Below are 19,679 nucleotides of genomic sequence, written 5' to 3' on the forward strand. Positions count from 1 at the left end.
TCGGCGTCATTGCCGAAGCCAATGCCAAGGCCAGTTGCAATTTATGTTTACACGTTCCTAAAACGTTTGCTGTCATATTTGTCGGTCAAAATGATACAAACTGCTATAGTTCATCATTAAACGACTGCCTCATTCACCGATCGCGACGAGTCCTAGGTGCAGAAGCAAGAAGTCCACGTCAAAAGCCTGCTGGATCGTATTCTCGCGCTGGAACAGCTAACCGTTTTGTTTCAGCCGATAGTCGTATTGGATAAACAAGCGATTTTTGGATATGAGGGCTTAATTCGAGGACCGTCCGAATCTTTGCTACATAGGCCCAACGTTCTGTTCGCCGCGGCGGCCAAGTATGGGCGCCTGGTGGAACTGGACTTTCTGTGCCGCAAGCTCATCATCCGCCAATTCGCCAAACTCGCTCTGTCGGGACATCTCTTCGTCAACATCAATCCCATTACCTTGACCGACGACGAATTCATTCACGGACGAACACTCATGTACCTACAGAATCACAAATTGGATCCGGATCGCGTCGTTGTCGAAATCACCGAAACGCAACCCATTCAAGACTGGACAGTTTTTCAGCATGCCCTCCAGCACTATCGCGGAATGGGTTTCAAAGTCGCCTTGGACGACCTCGGAGCCGGCCATTCCAGTCTTAAGCTCTGGTCAGAGCTGAATCCGGATTTCGTCAAGATCGATCGGCATTTCATCGAGGGCGTCGACGAAGACCAAACCAAGCGCCAATTCATCAAGTCCATCATAGAAATCGCCAAGTCTCTGGGTTGCCAGACTATAACCGAGGGTATCGAACATAAACACGAATATGCTGCCTTGCGCAACCTGGGCATCGACATGGCCCAGGGATTCTATTTTGCTCCACCGAAAAAGACTCCCGATATCGCGCTTAACCCGCAACTGTTCAGTGACCGACAAAAACGCAACGTTTATTCGGAAAAGCTGACTATCGCACACCTGTTGAAAGAAGTTCCGACCATATCGCCACAATCAACCATGGAAGAAGTCGGCGATCTCTTCCGAATCAGTGAAACGCTCCAATCGGTGGCCATTGTAGACACTGGCGAACCCTTGGGACTGATTTTGCGCAACGACCTGATGAATCTCTTGGCGAGCCGATACGGACGCGACTTGCATGGTCGAAAACCCATACAGGAATTCGCCTTCAGGCCAACGCTCAAGTTCGACCTCCACACATCCCTCGAGGACGTCAGTCGCTGCCTGACCAGCGCGGTCAATCACCAAACGGACGAATTCATTATTACGGAAAACGGACGTTTGATCGGCAAAGGCACTCTTCTGGATCTCCTGAGCACGATCACCGATTTGCAGATCACTAAAGCCCGCTACGCGAACCCGCTGACACTATTGCCCGGTAGTGTTTTGATTCAACAGAAACTGGATGAGTTCCTGCGTAATCGAGAGGATTTCGTCGTCGCATATTGCGATATCGATTACTTCAAAGCTTACAATGACGTTTATGGCTATTTACGCGGCGACGATCTCATCCAGCTTGTGGGCCGACTCATGACAGAAACGGCCGATACCGATTTGGACTTTGTAGGGCATATCGGCGGCGACGATTTTATCGTCCTGTTCCGGAGCGCCGACTGGAAAGAACGCTGTCGACACCTGTTACAAACCTTCGAGACGCTCGTACCGGAACATTACACCGCCAAAGACCGACAAATCGGCGGCATCGAAGCGTGCGACAGGTATGGAGAGAAACGATATTTTCCTTTCGTATCTCTTTCGATCGGCATTTTGCCGGTGGCCGCGAGTCAGAATGGCTTGACCAAGGAAGTTATCGCCGAACTGGCATCGATAGCCAAAAAGAAGGCTAAGGAATCTTGCGGCAACGCGATGTACATCGAAAATCTCGAGAGCGAAGAACGAATCAATCTGACTTCGACCCTGGAAGAAATCGCCATTCAAACCAAGTTGTTCATGCACTGACTGACTGATTGATCGGATGCCGCTTTCGGCTTCGATTCCAAGTTCAGCATTTCCGCTGCCAGCTGCGCGAGTTTGAGCGCGCCATTCTTGTCTCCCAAGTCGTCCCTGATTTGCCTGAGCGCCTGCCGCATCGCTTCTGCATAATCGTGATCCCGAAGAATTCGGGTGATCTCGCCGGCGATATTGTCCGGCGCCGCATCGTGCTGAATAAACTCGCGGACCACATGACGACCCGCCAAAATGTTCGGCAATCCGATATAAGGGATGCGGACCAGCAGGCGCCCCAACCAATAACTGAGCGGAGTCAGCCGATAGACGATTGCCATCGGTATACCCAGCAATGCCACTTCAAGCGTCGCGGTGCCGGAAACGGTGATCACGGCATCGCAGCATTGCAGGGCATCGTAATCCTGCCCTTCGATCACGCGGACGGGTAGATCGCTAAGCGCAAGATGGCTGTGCAGCAACTCGTCCGATATCGAAGGGGCGCGAAAAAGAACGAATTGCGCTCCCGGAAACTCGTGCGCCAACCGTCCCGCGGCGTCGAGAATGACAGGCATAAGCCGGTTAATCTCGTTGACCCGGCTACCCGGCAACAGTCCGATAACCGGGCGTTTGCCCGCAAATCCGAATTTAGCCATAGCTTCGGATCGCTCCATGGAGGGCTTTACCTTTCCCGCCAAAGGATGGCCCACGTAGGTCACCGGTATTTTATAGGCCTCGTAGAACGGCACTTCGAACGGGAATATCACCGCCATGTGGTCCACGATCCGGCCGTAGCTCTTCACCCGCCCAGGGCGCCAAGCCCAAACCTGCGGACTCACATAGAACAGGACTTTGACGCCGCATTCCTTTGCCTTCCGCGCCAAACGAAAGTTGAACTCCTTGTAGTCGACACAGATCAGCAAATCCGGTTTCTCTTCGCAAGCTATCTGCTGCATCGAACGGAGCGCTCGCCGAATTTCACCGTAATGCTTGGCCACTTCGGCGAGCCCGATGACGGCGAGATGGGTGGAGTCGCAACGGAGTTCAATCCCCGCCTCGCGCATTCTGACGCCGCCCATGCCGATGCCGCGGAGGTTCGGGATGAGTTTTTTGAGCTCCCGAAATAGATGGGCGGCATGGAGGTCGCCGGACGCTTCTCCGGCGCTCAACATGACGAGAGGCGAGCGCTCAGTCATTCAAAGCCGCACGGATGACCGACTCGATGCGGCGGACATCGGCTTCCTGAAGTTCGGGGTAAATGGGCAAGGACAGGCAACGCGCCGCGACCGCTTCCGTGACCGGCAGAGTTAGCCCGGCACACTCTTCGGCAAATACCTTCTGCCGATGCAACGGCACCGGATAATAAACCGCGCAGGCGATGCCGGACTTCTGGAGTGCCTGCATGACGGCGTCGCGCCGGTCGGTCAGCAGTGTGTACTGATGGTAAACGTGTACGCCTATGCCGTCCTCATAAGGCGTGGTTACCGGCAGATCCGCCATCAGGTCCGAATACAGATGGGCAACACGGCGGCGATTGTGGTTGAAATCGTCGATACGTCGCAGCTTGATGCGCAGGATTGCCGCCTGCAATTCGTCGAGCCGGCTGTTGTAACCGATCACGTCGTGGTAGTACCGCACCTCGGACCCGTGGTTACGCAACACCTTGACCTTGTCGGCGATATCATCCTCATTCGTGGTGACCAAACCGCCATCGCCATAGCAGCCGAGATTCTTGCTCGGAAAAAAGCTGAATCCGGCGCTCACGCCGAAGCTGCCGGTCTGCTGCCCGCCGATGGATGCGCCGAACGACTGGGCGCAGTCTTCCACCATCCTGAGCCCGTGCTTTTCGCAGATCGCGGAAATCCGCTGCATGTCCGCCGGCTGGCCAAACAAGTGTACCGGCATGACGGCCGCAGTCTTTTCGGTGATCGCCGCCTCGATGGCATCAGGATCGATATTGAAGGTCTTGGGATCGATGTCCACGAAAACAGGCTTGGCGCCAACGTAGCGAATGGCTTCCGCCGTCGCGATAAAGGTAAACGGTGTCGTAATGACCTCGTCCCCTTCGCCGATACCGGCTGCCAAAAGGGCCAAATGCAGGGCGTCGGTTCCCGAAGCGACACCGATCGCGTGCTTGACCCCCAGATAAGCCGCCGTTTCCTCTTCAAAGGCCTTGACGTTCGGCCCCAGAACAAAGGCGCAGCTATCCAAGACCTGCCTCAAGCTTTGATCGATTTCGTCCTTGATTTGCAGATATTGGGCTTTTAGGTCGACCATGGGGATCATGAGATCTATCTCTCCTGTAGGCGTTGTCATGACAAGCGTTGCGTAGCGACATTATGCCCCCGCGACCGCAGCGCCAGGGGCAGGAAAACCATTCAGGCGTGAATGGTCAGGCGTTGAGTAGCCGGGTGATTTCGGTAGCCGTTGCCAGAGCGCGCCGTCCGGCATGCCCGGACACTAAAGGCTCGCGTCCGTTCCGGATGCAAGCGACGAAATGCTTGATCTCCTCCATCAGAGCATCTCCGTTGTCGAACACGGACTCTTCACTGACGATTTCCGGTATGCCGGGAAACATCTCGCCATCACCTTTACGATGGCGCGTCAGCGCGCGATTTTGGAAATCAACGGAAATATAAGCATTGGGCATGAACATACGCATCTTGCGTTCGACTTTCTGGCTGACGCGGCTGGCCGTAACGTTGGCCACGCTGCCATTCTTGAACGCAATGCGCGCGTTGGCGATATCGACGTCACCGGTCAATACCGGCACGCCTTTGGCGTCGATGCGGTCGACTTCACAATCGACCAAATCCAGGATGATATCGATATCGTGGATCATAAGATCAAGCACTACGCTGACGTCGTTGGCGCGTGGTTTGAACGGCGCCAAACGGTGCGATTCGATAAAAATCGGCTTGTCCTCGGTCAGATCGAGAGCCAATAGAGCGGCGTTGAAGCGTTCCAGATGCCCCACCATGAGCACGCGGCACTTTTCTTCGGCGATGCGGATAAGCTCATCGGCCTCCTCTACCGTCACCGTGATCGGCTTTTCCACCAGCACATGCGCTCCCACCGCCAAGAAATCCTTGGCCACTTGGTGATGCAAGCTGGTCGGTACCACGATGCTCACGGCATCGACTCGGCCGAGCAGTTCCCGGTAGTCAGTCAGCGCCTGGCTACCGGTCTTATCCGCTACGGCTTGGGCTGTCCGCAGATCCGTATCGACTACGGCGACCAATTCGCAATCAGGAAGTGCAGCATATTTTTCCGCGTGGAACTTCCCCAAGTAACCGACTCCGATCACGGCACATTTCAGTGAACTCATGGCGCTTTTTAAACTGAGAAAGAAAGTGGATGCGTCGATGTATCGACCGATTCAATCTTCACCACGGGCATGTATATCGATAAACCCCAAAGTCCCGTGGCGCTTCGATTCTTCCGCCAGCCAACGTCGAAGATAGGCCAGTTCCGGCGTATCCGGCAAGTCGTCCAGGCTCTTTTTGTTCCGCAAACGCCGGTAGGCGGTCGATACGGCTTTCAGACGTTCTCCGTCGATCCCCGCGCGCCGCATACCTACCAGGTTCAGCCGATAATGCTTACCCGGTCTTCCACCTACCATCGTAAAGGGAATAACGTCTCTATTGATACCCGCAAGTCCCTGCAAGATCGCGAAGCTACCGATGCGGCAGAACTGGTGAACCATGACCCCGCCCCCGAAAAAAACCCGGTCCCCTACCTGAACATGGCCGCCGAGTGTGGCACCGCTGGCGAAAATATTGTTGTCGCCCAGCCGGCAGTCGTGTGCCACGTGACTATTGTTCATCAGATAGTTATTCGCGCCGATCCGCGTAGCGTCGCCCTTTCGGGTGGCTCTACTCACGGTCACGCCTTCGCGAAAAACATTGGCGTCGCCAATCTCCACATAGGTTTCCGTTAGAGGATCGAACCCCAGATCCTGGGGCAATCCGCCGATGACCGCCTGTGGACAGACGTGGTTGTTCCTACCCATGCGAACGTACGAATGAATGACGGCATGGGCCTCGATGCGACAACCTTCCCCGATTTCGGTGCGGCTCTCAATCACGGCGTAAGGACCCACCGAAACGCCTATCCCTAGTTTGGCATCCGGAGCGATGCAGGCGGTAGGATGTATATTCGCAATCATAAATCCTCGGCTAAGCTCAGAACGGTTTCAACCGCGCGGATGACAGCGGGCGTGAAGGTCTTTTAAGCGCTCCTGGGCGACGTGGGTATAAATTTGTGTGCTCGACAAATCACTGTGCCCTAATAAGAGTTGAACCACCCGAAGATCAGCGCCATGATTCAGCAAATGTGTAGCGAAAGCGTGTCTCAAAGTATGGGGCGAAAGCGGCTTATGAATGCCGGCCAGCAAAGCATAGCGCTTAATGAGGTGCCAAAAGGCCTGGCGCGTCATTGCGGCTCCGCGATCCGTGACGAACACATCGTCGCTGCGTCTCCCCCTCAGGATCATCGGCCGTGCCGACTTCAGGTAACGGTTCACCCAATCTTCCGCCTCTTCGCCGATGGGTACCAAGCGATCCTTGCGTCCCTTACCCACTACGCGAACGACACCTTGGCGGAGATTCAATTGCCCGAGCGTAAGCCCGACCAATTCGCTTACACGAAGTCCGGTGGCATAAAGGACTTCCAGCATAACCCGATCCCGGCAGCCTAAAGGCTCATCGGTGTTCGGAGCCTCCAGCAAGGCTTCCACATCCTTCTCCGTGAGCGTTTTCGGTAGCGGGCGCCCGATGCGAGGCGCCTCTATGGACACGGTCGGATCTCTATCTACGCAGCCTTCGCGAGTGGCGAATAAGTAAAACTTCCGCAGGCTCGAAAGGAGTCGGGCGCTGGTCCGCTCACTCGCCTTCTGACGATATTTCAGCGCCAAGTAGCCTTCTATCTCGCCCGCCTCTACCTGGCAAAGCGATTTTTTGTGCGTATTGCTCAACCAAACGGCAAACAGGCTGACGTCACTTCCGTACGCTTTTTGAGTGTTCTCGCTTAATCCTTCTTCGACCCAGAGGGCGTTCATGAAACGCCGGATCAGATCACCATCCGAATCGGCAATGCGAGGTTCAATCGAGCCAACAGCCTTCATGCCTTATGAACGATGGCGTTTTCACAAAACGCGCCTGATTTATCTCGGTCCCCATACGACAAACGGGCAGCGCTCGCTGCCCGTCCTCGATTCCCGCATCAATCGCCGCGGCGATTTCTCGTTCCGATCAAATTTTTTCTTTGATACGGGCGGCCTTGCCGGTGCGGCTGCGGAGATAATAAAGTTTCGCGCGACGAACGTCGCCGCGGCGCTTAACCTGAATATCCTGGACCTGAGGACTATAGGTTTGGAAAACCCTTTCCACGCCCTCGCCATGAGAAATTTTACGCACCGTGAAAGCGGAATTGTATCCCCTGTTCCGCTTGGCGATGACCACGCCTTCATAGGCCTGCAGGCGCTCGCGATTTCCCTCTTTCACCTTCACCTGTACGACCACGGTGTCGCCTGGACCAAAGTCCGGGACCGTTTTCTGGCTCATCCATTCGCGCTCAAGTTGCTGAATAATGTGACTGGACATTGCGATTCCCCTTAATTCGTTCCGGCTTTCAATTCGTGTTTAAACTCTTCCAGCAAATTCCGCTGCTCCGCATCGAGCTCAAGCTTAGCTAATAAATCTGGTCTTCTTAACCAAGTTCGGCCCAGGGACTGCTTCAAGCGCCAGCGTCTGATCGCAGCATGGTCTCCACTCTGCAAAATCTCAGGAACTCGCCGGCCATCGAGCATTTCAGGCCGAGTGTAATGGGGGCAATCCAACAACCCCGCCATGTGCGAGTCCTGAACAGCCGAATCTGCATGCCCTAAAACACCAGGCAGCAATCTAACCACCGCATCGAACATCACCAGCACCGCCAACTCGCCACCGCTCAAGACATAGTCACCTATCGACCACTCTTCGTCGATTTCGGCTTCGATCAGGCGCTCGTCGACTCCCTCGTAGCGTCCGGCAACCAGAACAAGTCTCGGCTGCCGAGAAAGACGAACGACAACATCTTGAGTCAACAAACCGCCTTGCGGGCTCAAATAAATCGTCTTTGCGGCTAGATTCGAGTCAGCTCGTGCCGCACGGATTGCACTGCGCAACGGCTCGACTTTCATAACCATGCCCGGCCCACCGCCGTAGGGACGATCATCTACCGTTCTATGCCGATCCGAGGTCCAGTCCCGCGGATTCCAGAGCTTGAGATCGACAATCCCTCTTTCGATTGCCCGCCCGGTTACACCGCACCTGGCGGCACTTTCGACCATTTCGGGGAACAGGGTAACGACATCGAAACGCATTGAGCTACGGCTCTAAAAATCCGGATCCCAATCTACGATTAGAACACCCTCATTCAAGTCGACACTCTTAACGAATTCGCCGACCACAAAAGGGATCAAGCGCTCTCGCTCGCCGTGAACCGTCATAACATCGTTCGCACCGGTTTCCATCATGCCGGTCACGGCACCCAGACTAATGCCGGATGTCGTACGGACCTCAAGCCCGATCAAATCCGCCCAATAATATTCGCCTGGCTTCGTTGGCTGAAACTGTTCTCTGTTAACGAAGATATTCAGCGTAGATAACTGCAACGCTTGGTCACGGTTATCCACACCCTCCAGATGCGCTACGACCGTGTTCCCATGCCGGCGCCCGCCGACGATCTTAAATTCCTTTTGAGCTTTCTCATCGCCGATCAGCCACGGCGAATAACTCAAGATATTGTCTGGCGGATCGGTATGTGAGCGAACTCTTACCCACCCTCGGACGCCAAACGCACCCAACACTTCACCGGCGACAATCTGCCGCGCCACTGTAAACCTGTGTCGCGGGAATAAATTTAAGCCGCAGCCGAGTCTGCGCCTTTCCGAAATTCCTTAATCAAGGAGTGAACCCGTTCGGTCGTCTTGGCGCCTTGACTCAGCCAATACTGAACACGCGCATCATTTAAACGCAGTCTTTCGTCTTTCCCGGAAGCGATCGGGTTAAAAAACCCAACTCGCTCAATGTAACGACCATCTCGTTTACATCTGCTGTCGGCAACAACGACATGATAGAAAGGGCGCTTTTTTGCGCCACCACGGGCAAGACGAATCGTGACCATTAAATTTCCTCTTAAGGATGCAAGAACAACCCGAAAAAACCAGATATTTTACCGAAAAACCTGTTTATGTGAAGACTTGGCCGCCAAAATCATGCCAAACCAAGACTCAGCGCCAAAATTGAAACAGATTTGCGTCATACGGGCTAGATTGAAAACAGACTCGCAGCTCCCGAACCCACCCGAACCGGGTAATCGCCACTCGAGATCTTCTGCGCTTTAATGGAATGGCGGAGAGAGAGGGATTCGAACCCTCGATAGAGCTTTTGACCCTATACTCCCTTAGCAGGGGAGCGCCTTCAGCCTCTCGGCCATCTCTCCGAAACTGACGAGATTATAATCGACTTATTCCGTATGCTCAGCTGTTTTTTCTGGTGTTTGAGCCTGCTGCTCTCTTTTTATGCGCTCATAGATCTCTTCCCGATGCACAGAAACTTCCTTGGGCGCGTTCACACCAATGCGAACCTGATTACCTTTTACCCCTAATACGGTAACCGTTACATCATCCCCGATCATCAGAGTCTCACCGACTCTACGAGTCAATATCAACATAAATCCTTCCTTTCCGGTCGCTCGTGACCTACCTTAAAATGGTGCCGCTTGCCGCAACACCAAGCCAACCAACACAAACGGTTAAGCGCTATATTATATCAGTTTTTCTTATGTTTATAATGAAAATTTGACCTCACGCCGCTTCCACCGACTGATCGAGATTAAAGGCTTCGTGCAAACTCCGAACTGCGAGTTCCAGATATTTTTCATTCAAAACTACAGAAATCTTGATTTCGGAGGTCGATATCATCTGGATATTGATCCCCTCTTTTGCAAGAGCCTCGAACATCTTGCTGGCAATCCCGGCGTGCGAGCGCATCCCGACACCAACCAAGGATACTTTGACAATCTTGTCATCACCAGCAACTTCGCGCGCGCCGAGTTCGGCGCAAGTGCTATGCAGAATGTCCAAAGCTTTTCCATAGTCATTGCGATGCACTGTAAACGTGAAATCGGTTGTGCCGTCCTCTCCGATATTTTGGACAATCATATCGACTTCAATATTCGCATTTGCGATGGGACCAAGGATTTTATAGGCGATGCCTGGACGATCGGGCACACCCATAATGGTCAGCTTAGCTTCGTCTCGATTGAACGCTATGCCGGAAATTAGCGGCTTTTCCACGTTTTCTTCCTCGTAACTGATCAACGTGCCAGGGCCTTCCTTAAAACTCGAAAGCACCCGTAGAGGGACATTGTATTTACCGGCGAACTCGACTGATCGAATCTGCAATACTTTCGATCCCAAACTCGCCATTTCTAACATTTCTTCGAATGTAATTCGGTCCAGCCGCCTGGCGCGCGGCTCAACGCGCGGATCGGTGGTGTAAACACCATCCACGTCGGTGTAGATCAAGCACTCACTCGCTTTGAGCGCCGCAGCCAGGGCTACCGCCGTGGTATCCGACCCGCCGCGCCCCAATGTGGTGATATCACCATCCTCGGTGATGCCTTGAAAACCGGCTACCACCACCACCCTGCCCCGACCGAGATCACTCAAGATGCGATCGGTGTCGATATTCAAAATACGCGCCTTCGTATGGGCGCGGTCGGTGACGATTCTGACTTGCCCGCCAGTGTATGAGCATGCCGGGATGCCCTTTTCGTGCAGAGCCATGCACAGAAGAGCTATGGTGATCTGCTCACCCGTAGCGAGCAGTACATCCATTTCCCGCGGCTCGGGACGCGCTTGAATCTCCTGAGCCAAGGTCACCAGACGATTGGTTTCTCCACTCATTGCAGATACGACAACAACGATGTCCTCGCCTCTCCCTCGCGCCTTGACGATGTTGTCGGCGACATGTCGTATTCGCTCGGTACTACCCACCGACGTACCGCCGTATTTGTGTACGTATAAGGCCATGTTCTTCTGAGAAGTCTGTCTGTGATTATGCTGTATGGCGCCGCACCCAATCCGGTACGCTCTTCAGCGCTGCGTCCAGCATTGCCGGATTGGTCCCTCCAGCTTGAGCCATATCGGCTCGGCCGCCACCTTTTCCGCCGACCTGCACGGCCACTGCGTTAACCAAATCCCCAGCCTTGATCCGGTTTATCTGATCTTTGGTTACTCCGGCGATCAGCGTCACCTTATCCTCTTTGACCGACCCCAGTACGATCGCTGCACTCCCCAGCTTATTCCTGAGTTGATCGACCATATCCCGGAGCCCTTTCGGATCGCTTTCTTCCACTTTTGCCGCCAAAACTTTCACTCCGTCGACCGATATCGCCCGAGAGACCAGATCATCACCTGCGGCACTCGCCAGCTTTGCTTTGAGTCGGTCCAATTCCTTCTCCAAAGAACGATTTCTTTCGAGAAGCTGGTTCACTTTTTCATCCAAAGCGTCCCGCCCGGCTTTCACTCTCTCTTCGAGAGACAGCAAGATGCGATCGTTTTTCTCTATCCAATCGACAGCGGCCTCACCTGTAACCGCTTCGATTCTACGAACTCCGGCTGCCACTCCGGTTTCGCTCACGATCTTAAACAAGCCAATGTCACCAGCGCGTTTGACATGAATTCCGCCGCACAATTCGGTCGAAAAATCGCCGATCCGAAGGACACGCACGTTATCGCCATACTTCTCACCAAACAAGGCCATCGCTCCCGCCTTGATGGCGGCCTCCCTCGGCATCATTTCCGCCGTTACGGCATTGTTGGCACGAATCTGTTCATTCACCAACCGTTCGATCGTCTCGATTTGCTCCGCCGTTACCGGCGCAAAGTGGGAAAAATCGAAACGTAACCGGTCGGGATCAACCAGGGAGCCCTTCTGAGTCACGTGATCCCCTAAAACTTTCCTTAATGCCGCGTGCAGCAAGTGAGTCGCGGAATGATTGAGCGCCGTAGCATTGCGAGACTCGACATCGACTTCCGCCTCGCAAATCGAACCGGCTTTGAACTCGCCTTTCAATACTCGCCCGATATGAAGAATCAAATCGCCGGTCTTCTTCTGGGTATCCGATACTTCGAACAGATTGTCGCCCGCGCGAATGATGCCTCGATCGCCGACCTGTCCACCAGACTCGGCGTAGAACGGAGTTTTGGCCAAAATCAGAATGCCTTCCTCGCCGGCCGATAGAGTCTCAACGGGCTTGCCATCCCGTAGCGCCGCCTCAACGGCTGTCTCCTCATGCGAACTCTTATAACCGGTGAATTCACAGCGTACGTCGAGATGTACATCGTGGGAGTAATCGACGCCGAAATGACTGGCCGCGCGCGCGCGCTCCCGCTGCTCCTCCATTGCTTTCTCGAAACCTTCCAGGTCCAAAATCAGACCATGCTCACGGGCAAAATCGGCTGTTAAATCAACCGGAAAGCCGTAGGTGTCATAAAGCTGAAACACAGCATCGCCGGAAATCGTCTTGCCGCTCATCCCCTTGAGATGGGCTTCCAGAACTCTCATCCCTTGCTCCAAGGTTTCGGCAAAACGCTCTTCTTCCTTCTTTAGGACTTGCTCCACCATGGACCGCGCCGCAGCCAAATCCGGATACGCATCACCCATCTGAGCGCAAAGCGGACCAACCAACCGGTAAAAGAAGGTCTCGCGAATCCCCAGCTTGTAACCGTGGCGAATCGCTCTTCGAATGATACGACGGAGCACATAGCCGCGCCCCTCGTTGGACGGCAAAACGCCGTCGGCAATCAGGAAAGCACACGAGCGAATATGATCGGCCAGTACTCTCAACGAGCTGTTGTCGGTGCTTCCGACTCGCGCAAGATCCGCTGCGGCCCTTATCAAAGCCTTAAAGATGTCGATTTCGTAATTGCTGTGTACGCCTTGAACGACGGCAGCAATCCGCTCCAAGCCCATACCTGTATCGACCGACGGCCTAGGCAATGGCGTAAGCGTTCCATCCGGAGCACGATCGTACTGCATGAATACGAGATTCCAGATTTCGATGTACCTATCGCCATCCTCGTTGAGCGAACCGGGCGGACCTCCCGGAATCCCTTCGCCATGGTCATAGAAAATTTCGGTACAAGGGCCACAGGGCCCCGTGTCGCCCATGCTCCAGAAGTTATCCTTAGAGCCTATGCGTGCAAACCGTGTTGGATCAACGCCTACATCGTTAAGCCAGATCGCCTCGGCTTCCTTATCCTGGTCGTAAACCGTAACCCAGAGCCGCTCGGCCGGCAGCTTCAAAACCCCGGTCAAAAATTCCCACGCGTAATGAATCGCATCACGCTTGAAATAATCGCCGAAGCTGAAATTCCCCAGCATCTCGAAGAACGTATGATGGCGCGCCGTATATCCAACGTTTTCCAAGTCGTTGTGCTTACCACCCGCTCTTACGCAGCGTTGCGCCGAGGCCGCGCGAACGTACGGACGCTCTTCTCGCCCCAAAAACACGTCTTTGAATTGAACCATACCCGCGTTCGTGAACAGCAGAGTAGGATCATCGGCCGGAATCAACGAGCTGGATGGAACGACCGTATGTTGCCGCTCCTCGAAATACTTCAAAAAAAGTGAACGCAGTTCTGCGCTGGTCATTTCGCTGCTACCGATGGTTTCATTCTTATTCTTGTGAGGATTATTCGCTGTCAGGATATCTCAAGCGTTTGAACAAGCGGCGGATCTGATCCGATTCGAAGCCACGTCGCCTAAGAAAGCGCTCCCGCGCCGCACGCTCTAGGAGCGAATCCGGAATGGTCTCGCCATACCTTTTGACATAAGTTTTATGGATCAACGCGTCCCAATCCCGATCATTTTCCAGCGATTTATCCACGTCGACGCCGTGCTGTCGCAACTCCTGTCTAATCCGGTACGCTCCGTATCCCTTTTCGGCGCGACTGCGCGCGAACACTTCAGCGAAACGCCCATCGCTCTGCAAGCCTTGAGATGCCAGATCTGCAACGACTTGCTCAACCACGGCTTCCGAATACCCCTTGCGGCAAAGCTTCTGCCGCAGCTCCGCACTGCTGCATTCGCGATGTGAAAGATAACGCAGGGCCGCAGCCTTTACCGCCTGCAACGAGTCGGGAACGTCGCTCAGGATCCGGCCTCCTCAAGCGGATCGGACGCAGCGACCTGCCCCACTGCAGGGGCGCTGCTGCCGAAGGCTTTTTCACGAATCTTAGACTCGATGCTTTCAGCCAACTCCGGACGCTCTTTCAGGAAATTGCGAGCGTTATCCTTACCTTGACCGATACGCTCCGCTCCGAGACTGTACCAGGAGCCCGACTTCTGCAGAATGCCGTAATTCACGCCCAAATCGACCAATTCGCCTTCGTGGGAAACGCCTTCGCCGTAAAGAATTTCGAAATCCGCATTCCTGAACGGAGGCGCCACTTTGTTCTTCACCACCTTGACACGAGTCTCGTTGCCGACCACTTCGTCACCATTCTTGATCGCCCCCAAACGGCGAATATCGAGACGAACCGAAGCGTAAAATTTGAGTGCATTTCCGCCGGTTGTCGTCTCCGGATTGCCGAACATAACGCCGATCTTCATGCGGATCTGATTGATGAAAATGACCAAAGTATTCGAGCGCTTGATATTGGCCGTAAGTTTTCGCAGCGCCTGAGACATCAAACGAGCCTGAAGACCGACATGGGAGTCGCCCATTTCGCCTTCGATTTCCGCTTTAGGCGTTAAAGCCGCCACTGAGTCGATCACGACGATGTCGACGCCGCCCGACCGAACCAACATGTCGGCGATTTCCAGTGCCTGCTCGCCGGTATCGGGCTGGGATACCAGCAAATCGTCCAGATTGACACCAATTTTTTCCGCGTAAACGGGGTCTAGGGCGTGCTCGGCATCGACGAAAGCCGCAACCCCGCCCCGCTTTTGAGCCTGAGCAATGACTTCGAGCGTCAGAGTCGTCTTGCCGGATGATTCGGGACCGTATATTTCTACGATACGTCCGCGAGGCAAACCGCCGCAGCCCAATGCGATATCGAGAGACAGCGAGCCCGTGGGAATGACTTCGAGGTCACGCATTGCGGGGACATCCCCCATCCGCATCACGGACCCTTTGCCAAACTGCTTTTCGATTTGCGAAAGCGCTGCACTCAACGCTTTCTTTTTGTTTTCGTCCATTAGATTAATACTGACTAAACCGTTGTAAATAATTACTAATTATCTCACAGACGAATCGTCGGGAATAGCCTGAAAACTCGGCAGGTTCCAGCTCTTCCGCACCAGATACAGTGAGCCGGCGCGGCTAATTTGGGACTCGATCAGACTGAACGAACTCACGCGCCAACGGATCGGATCGTCGATAGTCTGTGACGACACACTGTCGCGGCAAGCTTTCCTGGCCAGCGTCAGATGCGCCCGGAATGGCCTGTTTTCCATGACAAACCCAATTCGACCGAGGCCGGCAGTCAAACTGTTTGCCAAATGGTTCAGCGCTTCCGGCGCACTCAGGGGCGACAGGCAGATAATTCCCTTTTTCGGCCAAAACTCGATTCGATCGAGACTCAGCTCAAATGACTGTCCGACAATGCTGTCGCCAACCTGACTGACCACCGGCAACCGATCTTCATTCACTTCTCCCAAAAAAGCCAGTGTAATATGAAGATTTTCCCCCTTTACCCACTTAGCCGTAGCCGTTTGCTTGAGCGTATCGACAAGCTGCGCCAGTGAAGCGCGTACCGCCCCGTCTGGCCAAAGAGCGAAAAACAAACGAAGCGTTTTAATCTCGGCAGACATCAAGAATACCTTGAAGCGCGACTCTAACCGCTTGCCGCCTGACCTGACGCCGATCACCGCCGAACTGCATGTGTTTTACGCGGCAGATGCCATCGCCCCGCTGCCAAGCGAACCATACGGTGCCCACAGGCTTATCCGGCGTACCGCCGGTCGGCCCGGCGATTCCGCTAACGGCCGCCGCCACGCCCGCCGCACTATGACTCAAGGCACCCGCAGCCATGGCTCGCACCGTTTCGACGCTGACAGCGCCATAAACTTCGATGATTTCGCTCGGCACGCCCAGCAACTCGTACTTCGCCTGATTGCTGTAGGTGACGAACCCTCTATCGAACCAAGCGGAGCTTCCGGGCACATCGGTGATACATTGGGCCACCCACCCACCGGTGCAAGACTCGGCCAAGACTAGCACTCGCTCCTGAAGCCTCAGGATCTGCCCAACCTCGCGCGCCAACGCGTATAACGCTTCGTCCTCCGCCATATGTCAGCCATTCGCTCAATCGCAGACCTTTATTCTATCCGATAAACTACTCTGATGACCGATCAAGCAACCACACTCTCCAGACATACCCCACTGATGCAGCAGTACCTGCGCATCAAGGCCGAACACCCCGAGCAGCTTCTCTTTTTCCGAATGGGGGATTTTTACGAACTCTTCTACGAGGATGCGCGTAAAGCCGCACAACTCCTGGACATCACCTTGACCGCTAGGGGCGAATCGGCCGGCGAACGCATACCTATGGCGGGTGTCCCCTATCATGCCGTCGATGGTTATCTCGCTCGACTGATCAAACTCGGTGAATCGGTTGCGATCTGTGAACAAATTGGAGATCCAGCCGCTTCCAAAGGTCCCGTCGAACGCAAGGTCGTACGCATCGTCAGCCCCGGCACAGTGACCGAAGAGGCCTTGCTGGAGGATCGCAAAGAGAATCTATTGGTCGCCATAGTCCAGCTCGGCGAAATTTATGGTCTCGCCGGATTAGACCTGGCCGGCGGACGATTCACAGTTCAGCAGGTCACCAGCCTGGAGAGATTAGCCGGCGAACTGGAGCGTTTAAATCCTTCTGAGCTACTCATCAGCGAAGAATGGTCGCCACCACCAACCATAGCCGCAAGGCGTGGGATCACCCGGCGACCGTCTTGGCACTTCGACCCCGAGAGCGCACGCCATCGATTGCTTCTTCAATTCAAAACTCAAGATCTCTCCGGCTTCGGCTGCGAAGGTTCGCCCGCGGCGATCGCCGCCGCAGGTTGTTTGCTTCAATATGTTCAGGACACCCAAAAAAGCGCGCTGCCCCACATCCAAGGGTTACGGACAGAAACTGGCGAGGAAAGCATCATCCTGGACGCGGCAAGCCGGCGCAACTTGGAATTGGATTTTCATCCGTCGGGTCGGGTCAATCTTACCCTGTTCGGCGTACTCGACCGCACCTCAACCGCCATGGGCGGACGCCTGCTGCGACGCTGGCTCCATCATCCTCTACGAGATCAACGCATTCTTTATCAGCGTTACGAGGCCATAGAGGCACTACGCAAAGATAGGAATTACGCTTCCATTCGCGATGTGCTTGCATCAGTCGGGGACATTGAACGCATCGTCGCCCGCATCGCGCTCAAATCGGCGCGGCCGCGGGATCTCGTGGTATTGCGAGCATCGTTAGGTACGCTACCCGAGCTCTTAAATCAGCTCGAAACCCTGGAGAGCACGCTCCTTACGGACATACGGCAGCGGATTCGAGAGCAGCCTGAAATTTACCAACTGCTCGATCGCGCGATCATAGAAAACCCGCCTATGCTGATCCGCGATGGCGGCGTCATTGCCGAAGGTTACCATCCGGAACTGGACGAACTACGCAACCTCAGCCAAAACACGGAACGCTTCCTGGTTGACCTCGAGCAGCGGGAACGCCAGCGAACTGGGCTATCAAACCTAAAGGTCGGATACAATCGTGTGCAAGGCTTCTATCTCGAGCTTTCCCGCACGCAGGCCGACAGGGTCCCGGCAGACTACATCCGGCGCCAAACCTTGAAGGGTGCCGAGCGCTATATCACGCCAGAACTAAAAGCCTTTGAAGATAAGGTGCTGAGCGCACGGGAACGCTCCCTAGCGTTTGAGAAAGCCCTTTATGACGAGCTATTGGATATTCTTGGCACGTCGATAAAAGCGCTGCAGGACTGCGCTTCAGGGCTCTCGGAGCTGGACGTCTTGGCCAACCTGGCCGAGCGCGCCGAAAGCCTGAACCTCACCATGCCCCTACTAATCAAGGAACCAGGCATTCGCATCACAGGCGGCCGCCATCCCGTCGTCGAAACGGTTGCCGATACGCCGTTTGTCCCCAACGATTTGGAACTCAACTCCGACCGCCGCATGCTCATTATCACCGGCCCCAATATGGGCGGGAAATCCACTTATATGCGCCAAACCGCACTTATCGTCTTAATGGCTCATATCGGCAGCTACGTGCCTGCGGAAGCGGCGATGATAGGCCCGATCGACCGGATTTTCACCCGGATCGGTGCCTCCGACGACTTGGCCAGCGGCCGATCGACATTTATGGTCGAGATGACCGAGACCGCGAACATCCTTCATAACGCGACATCATCAAGTCTCGTGCTAATGGATGAGATCGGTCGCGGCACCAGCACCTTTGATGGCTTGGCGCTGGCCTGGGCAACGGCCGACTACTTGGCACGCAAGATCCAGGCGTTCACGCTTTTTGCGACCCACTACTTCGAATTGATTACGCTGCCTGACGAGTGCCCCGGGGTACAGAACGTCCATCTGGACGCAGTAGAGCACGGCGATGGGGTCGTGTTCCTTCATGCCGTCAAGGACGGCCCGGCCAACCAGAGCTACGGACTCCAGGTGGCTGCTCTGGCTGGCGTGCCGAGAACGGTGATTGACAACGCGCGCAAGAAGTTGACGGTTCTGGAGAACCAGACCTATGCGGAACATCAAAGCGAAGCACGGCAATTCGACCTTTTCGCGAATGCCGAGCCTCACCCTGCGTTGGATCTGCTCAGAACGATCAGACCCGAAGAAATCACGCCCAAACAGGCCTTGGACTTGCTGTTCACCCTAAAGGACTTGACGAACTGAGAGCAAGACGCTGGAGTCGACCACGCCTAAATGGGCGCTTATTTTTCGCTCTCTTGAGCCAAAATCTTGGCCAATTGACTAGCCGGCACGTATCCCGGCAGTATGTTCCCTTTCTCGGTGACAAGCATGGGCGTTCCGGCGGCGCCCATTTGCGTTCCCAGTGTCAGATGCCGATCTACCGGGTTGTCGCATTGCCGGTTTTCGATGGTCTCGCCACGCTTCGCCTTGGTCAAAGCCGCGTTGCGATCGTCCGCACACCACACCGACACCGCTTTCTTGTAGGAATCAGAGCCTTCGCCAGCGCGAGGGAAGAACAGGTAACGAATCTCGATACCTTCCGTTAGATACTGATCGATCTCCGAATGCAGTTTTCGACAGTAGCCGCAATCGATATCGGTGAACACGTATAGCAAGTGCTTCGAACTCTTAGGCTTGAAGACTATCATGTTGTCTGAGCCGACTTTTTTCAGAGAACTGACTCGCGCGTCGGCCAGCTTGCCTTCCGTTAAATCTTCGCGCGCCTTAATATCGATCATCGAGCCCTGAAACAAATACCGACCGTCCTCCGAAACATAGAACAGCTTCGGCCCAACAACGACTTCGTAAAGCCCCGACATGGCGGACGGTGTGATCGAATCCGGCTTGACTCCGGGCAAAGCGTCCTTTAACGCTTGTTCAATGGCTTTATTGTCGGCATAGGCCGGCCCGAAAAAAAGAGCCGCCATGCCCAAGAATGCGACGCCCCGATGTGTTTTCATGAA

The 19,679-nt window shown here is 54.6% G+C and carries 19 protein-coding genes and 1 tRNA gene; 2 read left to right on the plus strand and 18 right to left on the minus strand.

Annotation, left to right across the window (positions count from 1 at the left end):
• Window positions 1-156: 156 nt before the first annotated feature.
• Window positions 157-1,968 (plus strand): GGDEF domain-containing protein, encoded by a 1,812-nt coding sequence (locus tag ACR2R1_RS10580; protein WP_434114077.1) that lies wholly within the window; start codon window positions 157-159, stop codon window positions 1,966-1,968.
• On the opposite strand, the gene lpxB is transcribed toward ACR2R1_RS10580, so the two are convergent.
• The 17 genes from lpxB to ACR2R1_RS10665 all read right to left on the minus strand — a co-directional run bounded on the left by lpxB (window position 1,944) and on the right by ACR2R1_RS10665 (window position 16,299).
• A complete protein-coding gene (lpxB, locus tag ACR2R1_RS10585) occupies window positions 1,944-3,149 on the minus strand; it encodes a lipid-A-disaccharide synthase (protein WP_434114079.1) in 1,206 nt (401 codons plus the stop codon). The genes ACR2R1_RS10580 and lpxB overlap by 25 nt on opposite strands.
• Entirely contained in the window at window positions 3,142-4,239 is a 1,098-nt protein-coding gene (locus tag ACR2R1_RS10590) for a DegT/DnrJ/EryC1/StrS family aminotransferase (RefSeq protein ID WP_347257222.1), read from the minus strand. Before ACR2R1_RS10590 ends, lpxB begins: the two co-directional genes overlap by 8 nt.
• 106 nt (window positions 4,240-4,345) lie before the next feature.
• Complete coding sequence (locus tag ACR2R1_RS10595) at window positions 4,346-5,281, minus strand: Gfo/Idh/MocA family oxidoreductase (protein WP_434114082.1); 936 nt, start codon at window positions 5,279-5,281, stop codon at window positions 4,346-4,348.
• Window positions 5,282-5,332: 51 nt separating this feature from the next.
• Window positions 5,333-6,121 (minus strand): acyl-ACP--UDP-N-acetylglucosamine O-acyltransferase, encoded by a 789-nt coding sequence (gene lpxA / locus ACR2R1_RS10600; RefSeq protein WP_205781085.1) that lies wholly within the window; start codon window positions 6,119-6,121, stop codon window positions 5,333-5,335.
• Window positions 6,122-6,148: 27 nt separating this feature from the next.
• Window positions 6,149-7,012 carry a site-specific tyrosine recombinase XerD gene (xerD, locus tag ACR2R1_RS10605; RefSeq protein WP_240502572.1) on the minus strand — a complete coding sequence of 288 codons (864 nt, stop codon included), beginning with the start codon at window positions 7,010-7,012 and terminating at the stop codon, window positions 6,149-6,151.
• Window positions 7,013-7,205: 193 nt separating this feature from the next.
• The gene (rplS, locus tag ACR2R1_RS10610; protein ID WP_077731246.1) at window positions 7,206-7,556 is read right to left on the minus strand and encodes a 50S ribosomal protein L19; all 351 of its coding nucleotides are present in this window, start codon (window positions 7,554-7,556) and stop codon (window positions 7,206-7,208) included.
• Window positions 7,557-7,567: 11 nt separating this feature from the next.
• The gene (gene trmD / locus ACR2R1_RS10615) at window positions 7,568-8,317 is read right to left on the minus strand and encodes a tRNA (guanosine(37)-N1)-methyltransferase TrmD (RefSeq protein ID WP_086134462.1); all 750 of its coding nucleotides are present in this window, start codon (window positions 8,315-8,317) and stop codon (window positions 7,568-7,570) included.
• Between the two features lie 12 nt (window positions 8,318-8,329).
• The gene (rimM, locus tag ACR2R1_RS10620) at window positions 8,330-8,830 is read right to left on the minus strand and encodes a ribosome maturation factor RimM (protein ID WP_240507009.1); all 501 of its coding nucleotides are present in this window, start codon (window positions 8,828-8,830) and stop codon (window positions 8,330-8,332) included.
• A 26-nt stretch (window positions 8,831-8,856) separates the two neighbouring features.
• Entirely contained in the window at window positions 8,857-9,120 is a 264-nt protein-coding gene (gene rpsP / locus ACR2R1_RS10625) for a 30S ribosomal protein S16 (protein WP_077731249.1), read from the minus strand.
• 225 nt (window positions 9,121-9,345) lie between these two features.
• Window positions 9,346-9,438: transfer RNA gene (locus tag ACR2R1_RS10630), tRNA-Ser, on the minus strand.
• Between the two features lie 24 nt (window positions 9,439-9,462).
• On the minus strand, window positions 9,463-9,669 hold the full coding sequence (gene csrA, locus ACR2R1_RS10635; protein ID WP_077731250.1) for a carbon storage regulator CsrA: 207 nt from the start codon (window positions 9,667-9,669) through the stop codon (window positions 9,463-9,465).
• A 133-nt stretch (window positions 9,670-9,802) separates the two neighbouring features.
• On the minus strand, window positions 9,803-11,032 hold the full coding sequence (locus ACR2R1_RS10640; RefSeq protein WP_347257224.1) for an aspartate kinase: 1,230 nt from the start codon (window positions 11,030-11,032) through the stop codon (window positions 9,803-9,805).
• Window positions 11,033-11,057: 25 nt separating this feature from the next.
• Complete coding sequence (gene alaS / locus ACR2R1_RS10645) at window positions 11,058-13,658, minus strand: alanine--tRNA ligase (protein WP_434114087.1); 2,601 nt, start codon at window positions 13,656-13,658, stop codon at window positions 11,058-11,060.
• Between the two features lie 40 nt (window positions 13,659-13,698).
• Window positions 13,699-14,139, minus strand: a complete 441-nt coding sequence (locus ACR2R1_RS10650; RefSeq protein ID WP_168175468.1) for a regulatory protein RecX — start codon at window positions 14,137-14,139, stop codon at window positions 13,699-13,701.
• A 17-nt stretch (window positions 14,140-14,156) separates the two neighbouring features.
• Window positions 14,157-15,206 carry a recombinase RecA gene (recA, locus tag ACR2R1_RS10655; RefSeq protein ID WP_077731254.1) on the minus strand — a complete coding sequence of 350 codons (1,050 nt, stop codon included), beginning with the start codon at window positions 15,204-15,206 and terminating at the stop codon, window positions 14,157-14,159.
• A gap of 39 nt (window positions 15,207-15,245) precedes the next feature.
• On the minus strand, window positions 15,246-15,821 hold the full coding sequence (gene thpR, locus ACR2R1_RS10660) for an RNA 2',3'-cyclic phosphodiesterase (RefSeq protein ID WP_077731255.1): 576 nt from the start codon (window positions 15,819-15,821) through the stop codon (window positions 15,246-15,248).
• Window positions 15,805-16,299 carry a CinA family protein gene (locus ACR2R1_RS10665; RefSeq protein ID WP_077731256.1) on the minus strand — a complete coding sequence of 165 codons (495 nt, stop codon included), beginning with the start codon at window positions 16,297-16,299 and terminating at the stop codon, window positions 15,805-15,807. The genes thpR and ACR2R1_RS10665 overlap by 17 nt, the downstream gene beginning before the upstream one ends.
• Before the next feature lie 54 nt (window positions 16,300-16,353).
• Here ACR2R1_RS10665 and mutS point away from each other — a divergent pair, with 54 nt between their 5' ends.
• Entirely contained in the window at window positions 16,354-18,918 is a 2,565-nt protein-coding gene (mutS, locus tag ACR2R1_RS10670; RefSeq protein ID WP_347257226.1) for a DNA mismatch repair protein MutS, read from the plus strand.
• A gap of 38 nt (window positions 18,919-18,956) precedes the next feature.
• Here mutS and ACR2R1_RS10675 read toward each other — a convergent pair whose 3' ends face one another.
• The gene (locus ACR2R1_RS10675) at window positions 18,957-19,676 is read right to left on the minus strand and encodes a DsbC family protein (RefSeq protein WP_434114091.1); all 720 of its coding nucleotides are present in this window, start codon (window positions 19,674-19,676) and stop codon (window positions 18,957-18,959) included.
• Between the last annotated feature and the right edge of the window lie 3 nt (window positions 19,677-19,679).

The organism is Methylocaldum sp. GT1TLB (genome assembly GCF_051027445.1).
GTDB lineage: Bacteria > Pseudomonadota > Gammaproteobacteria > Methylococcales > Methylococcaceae > Methylocaldum.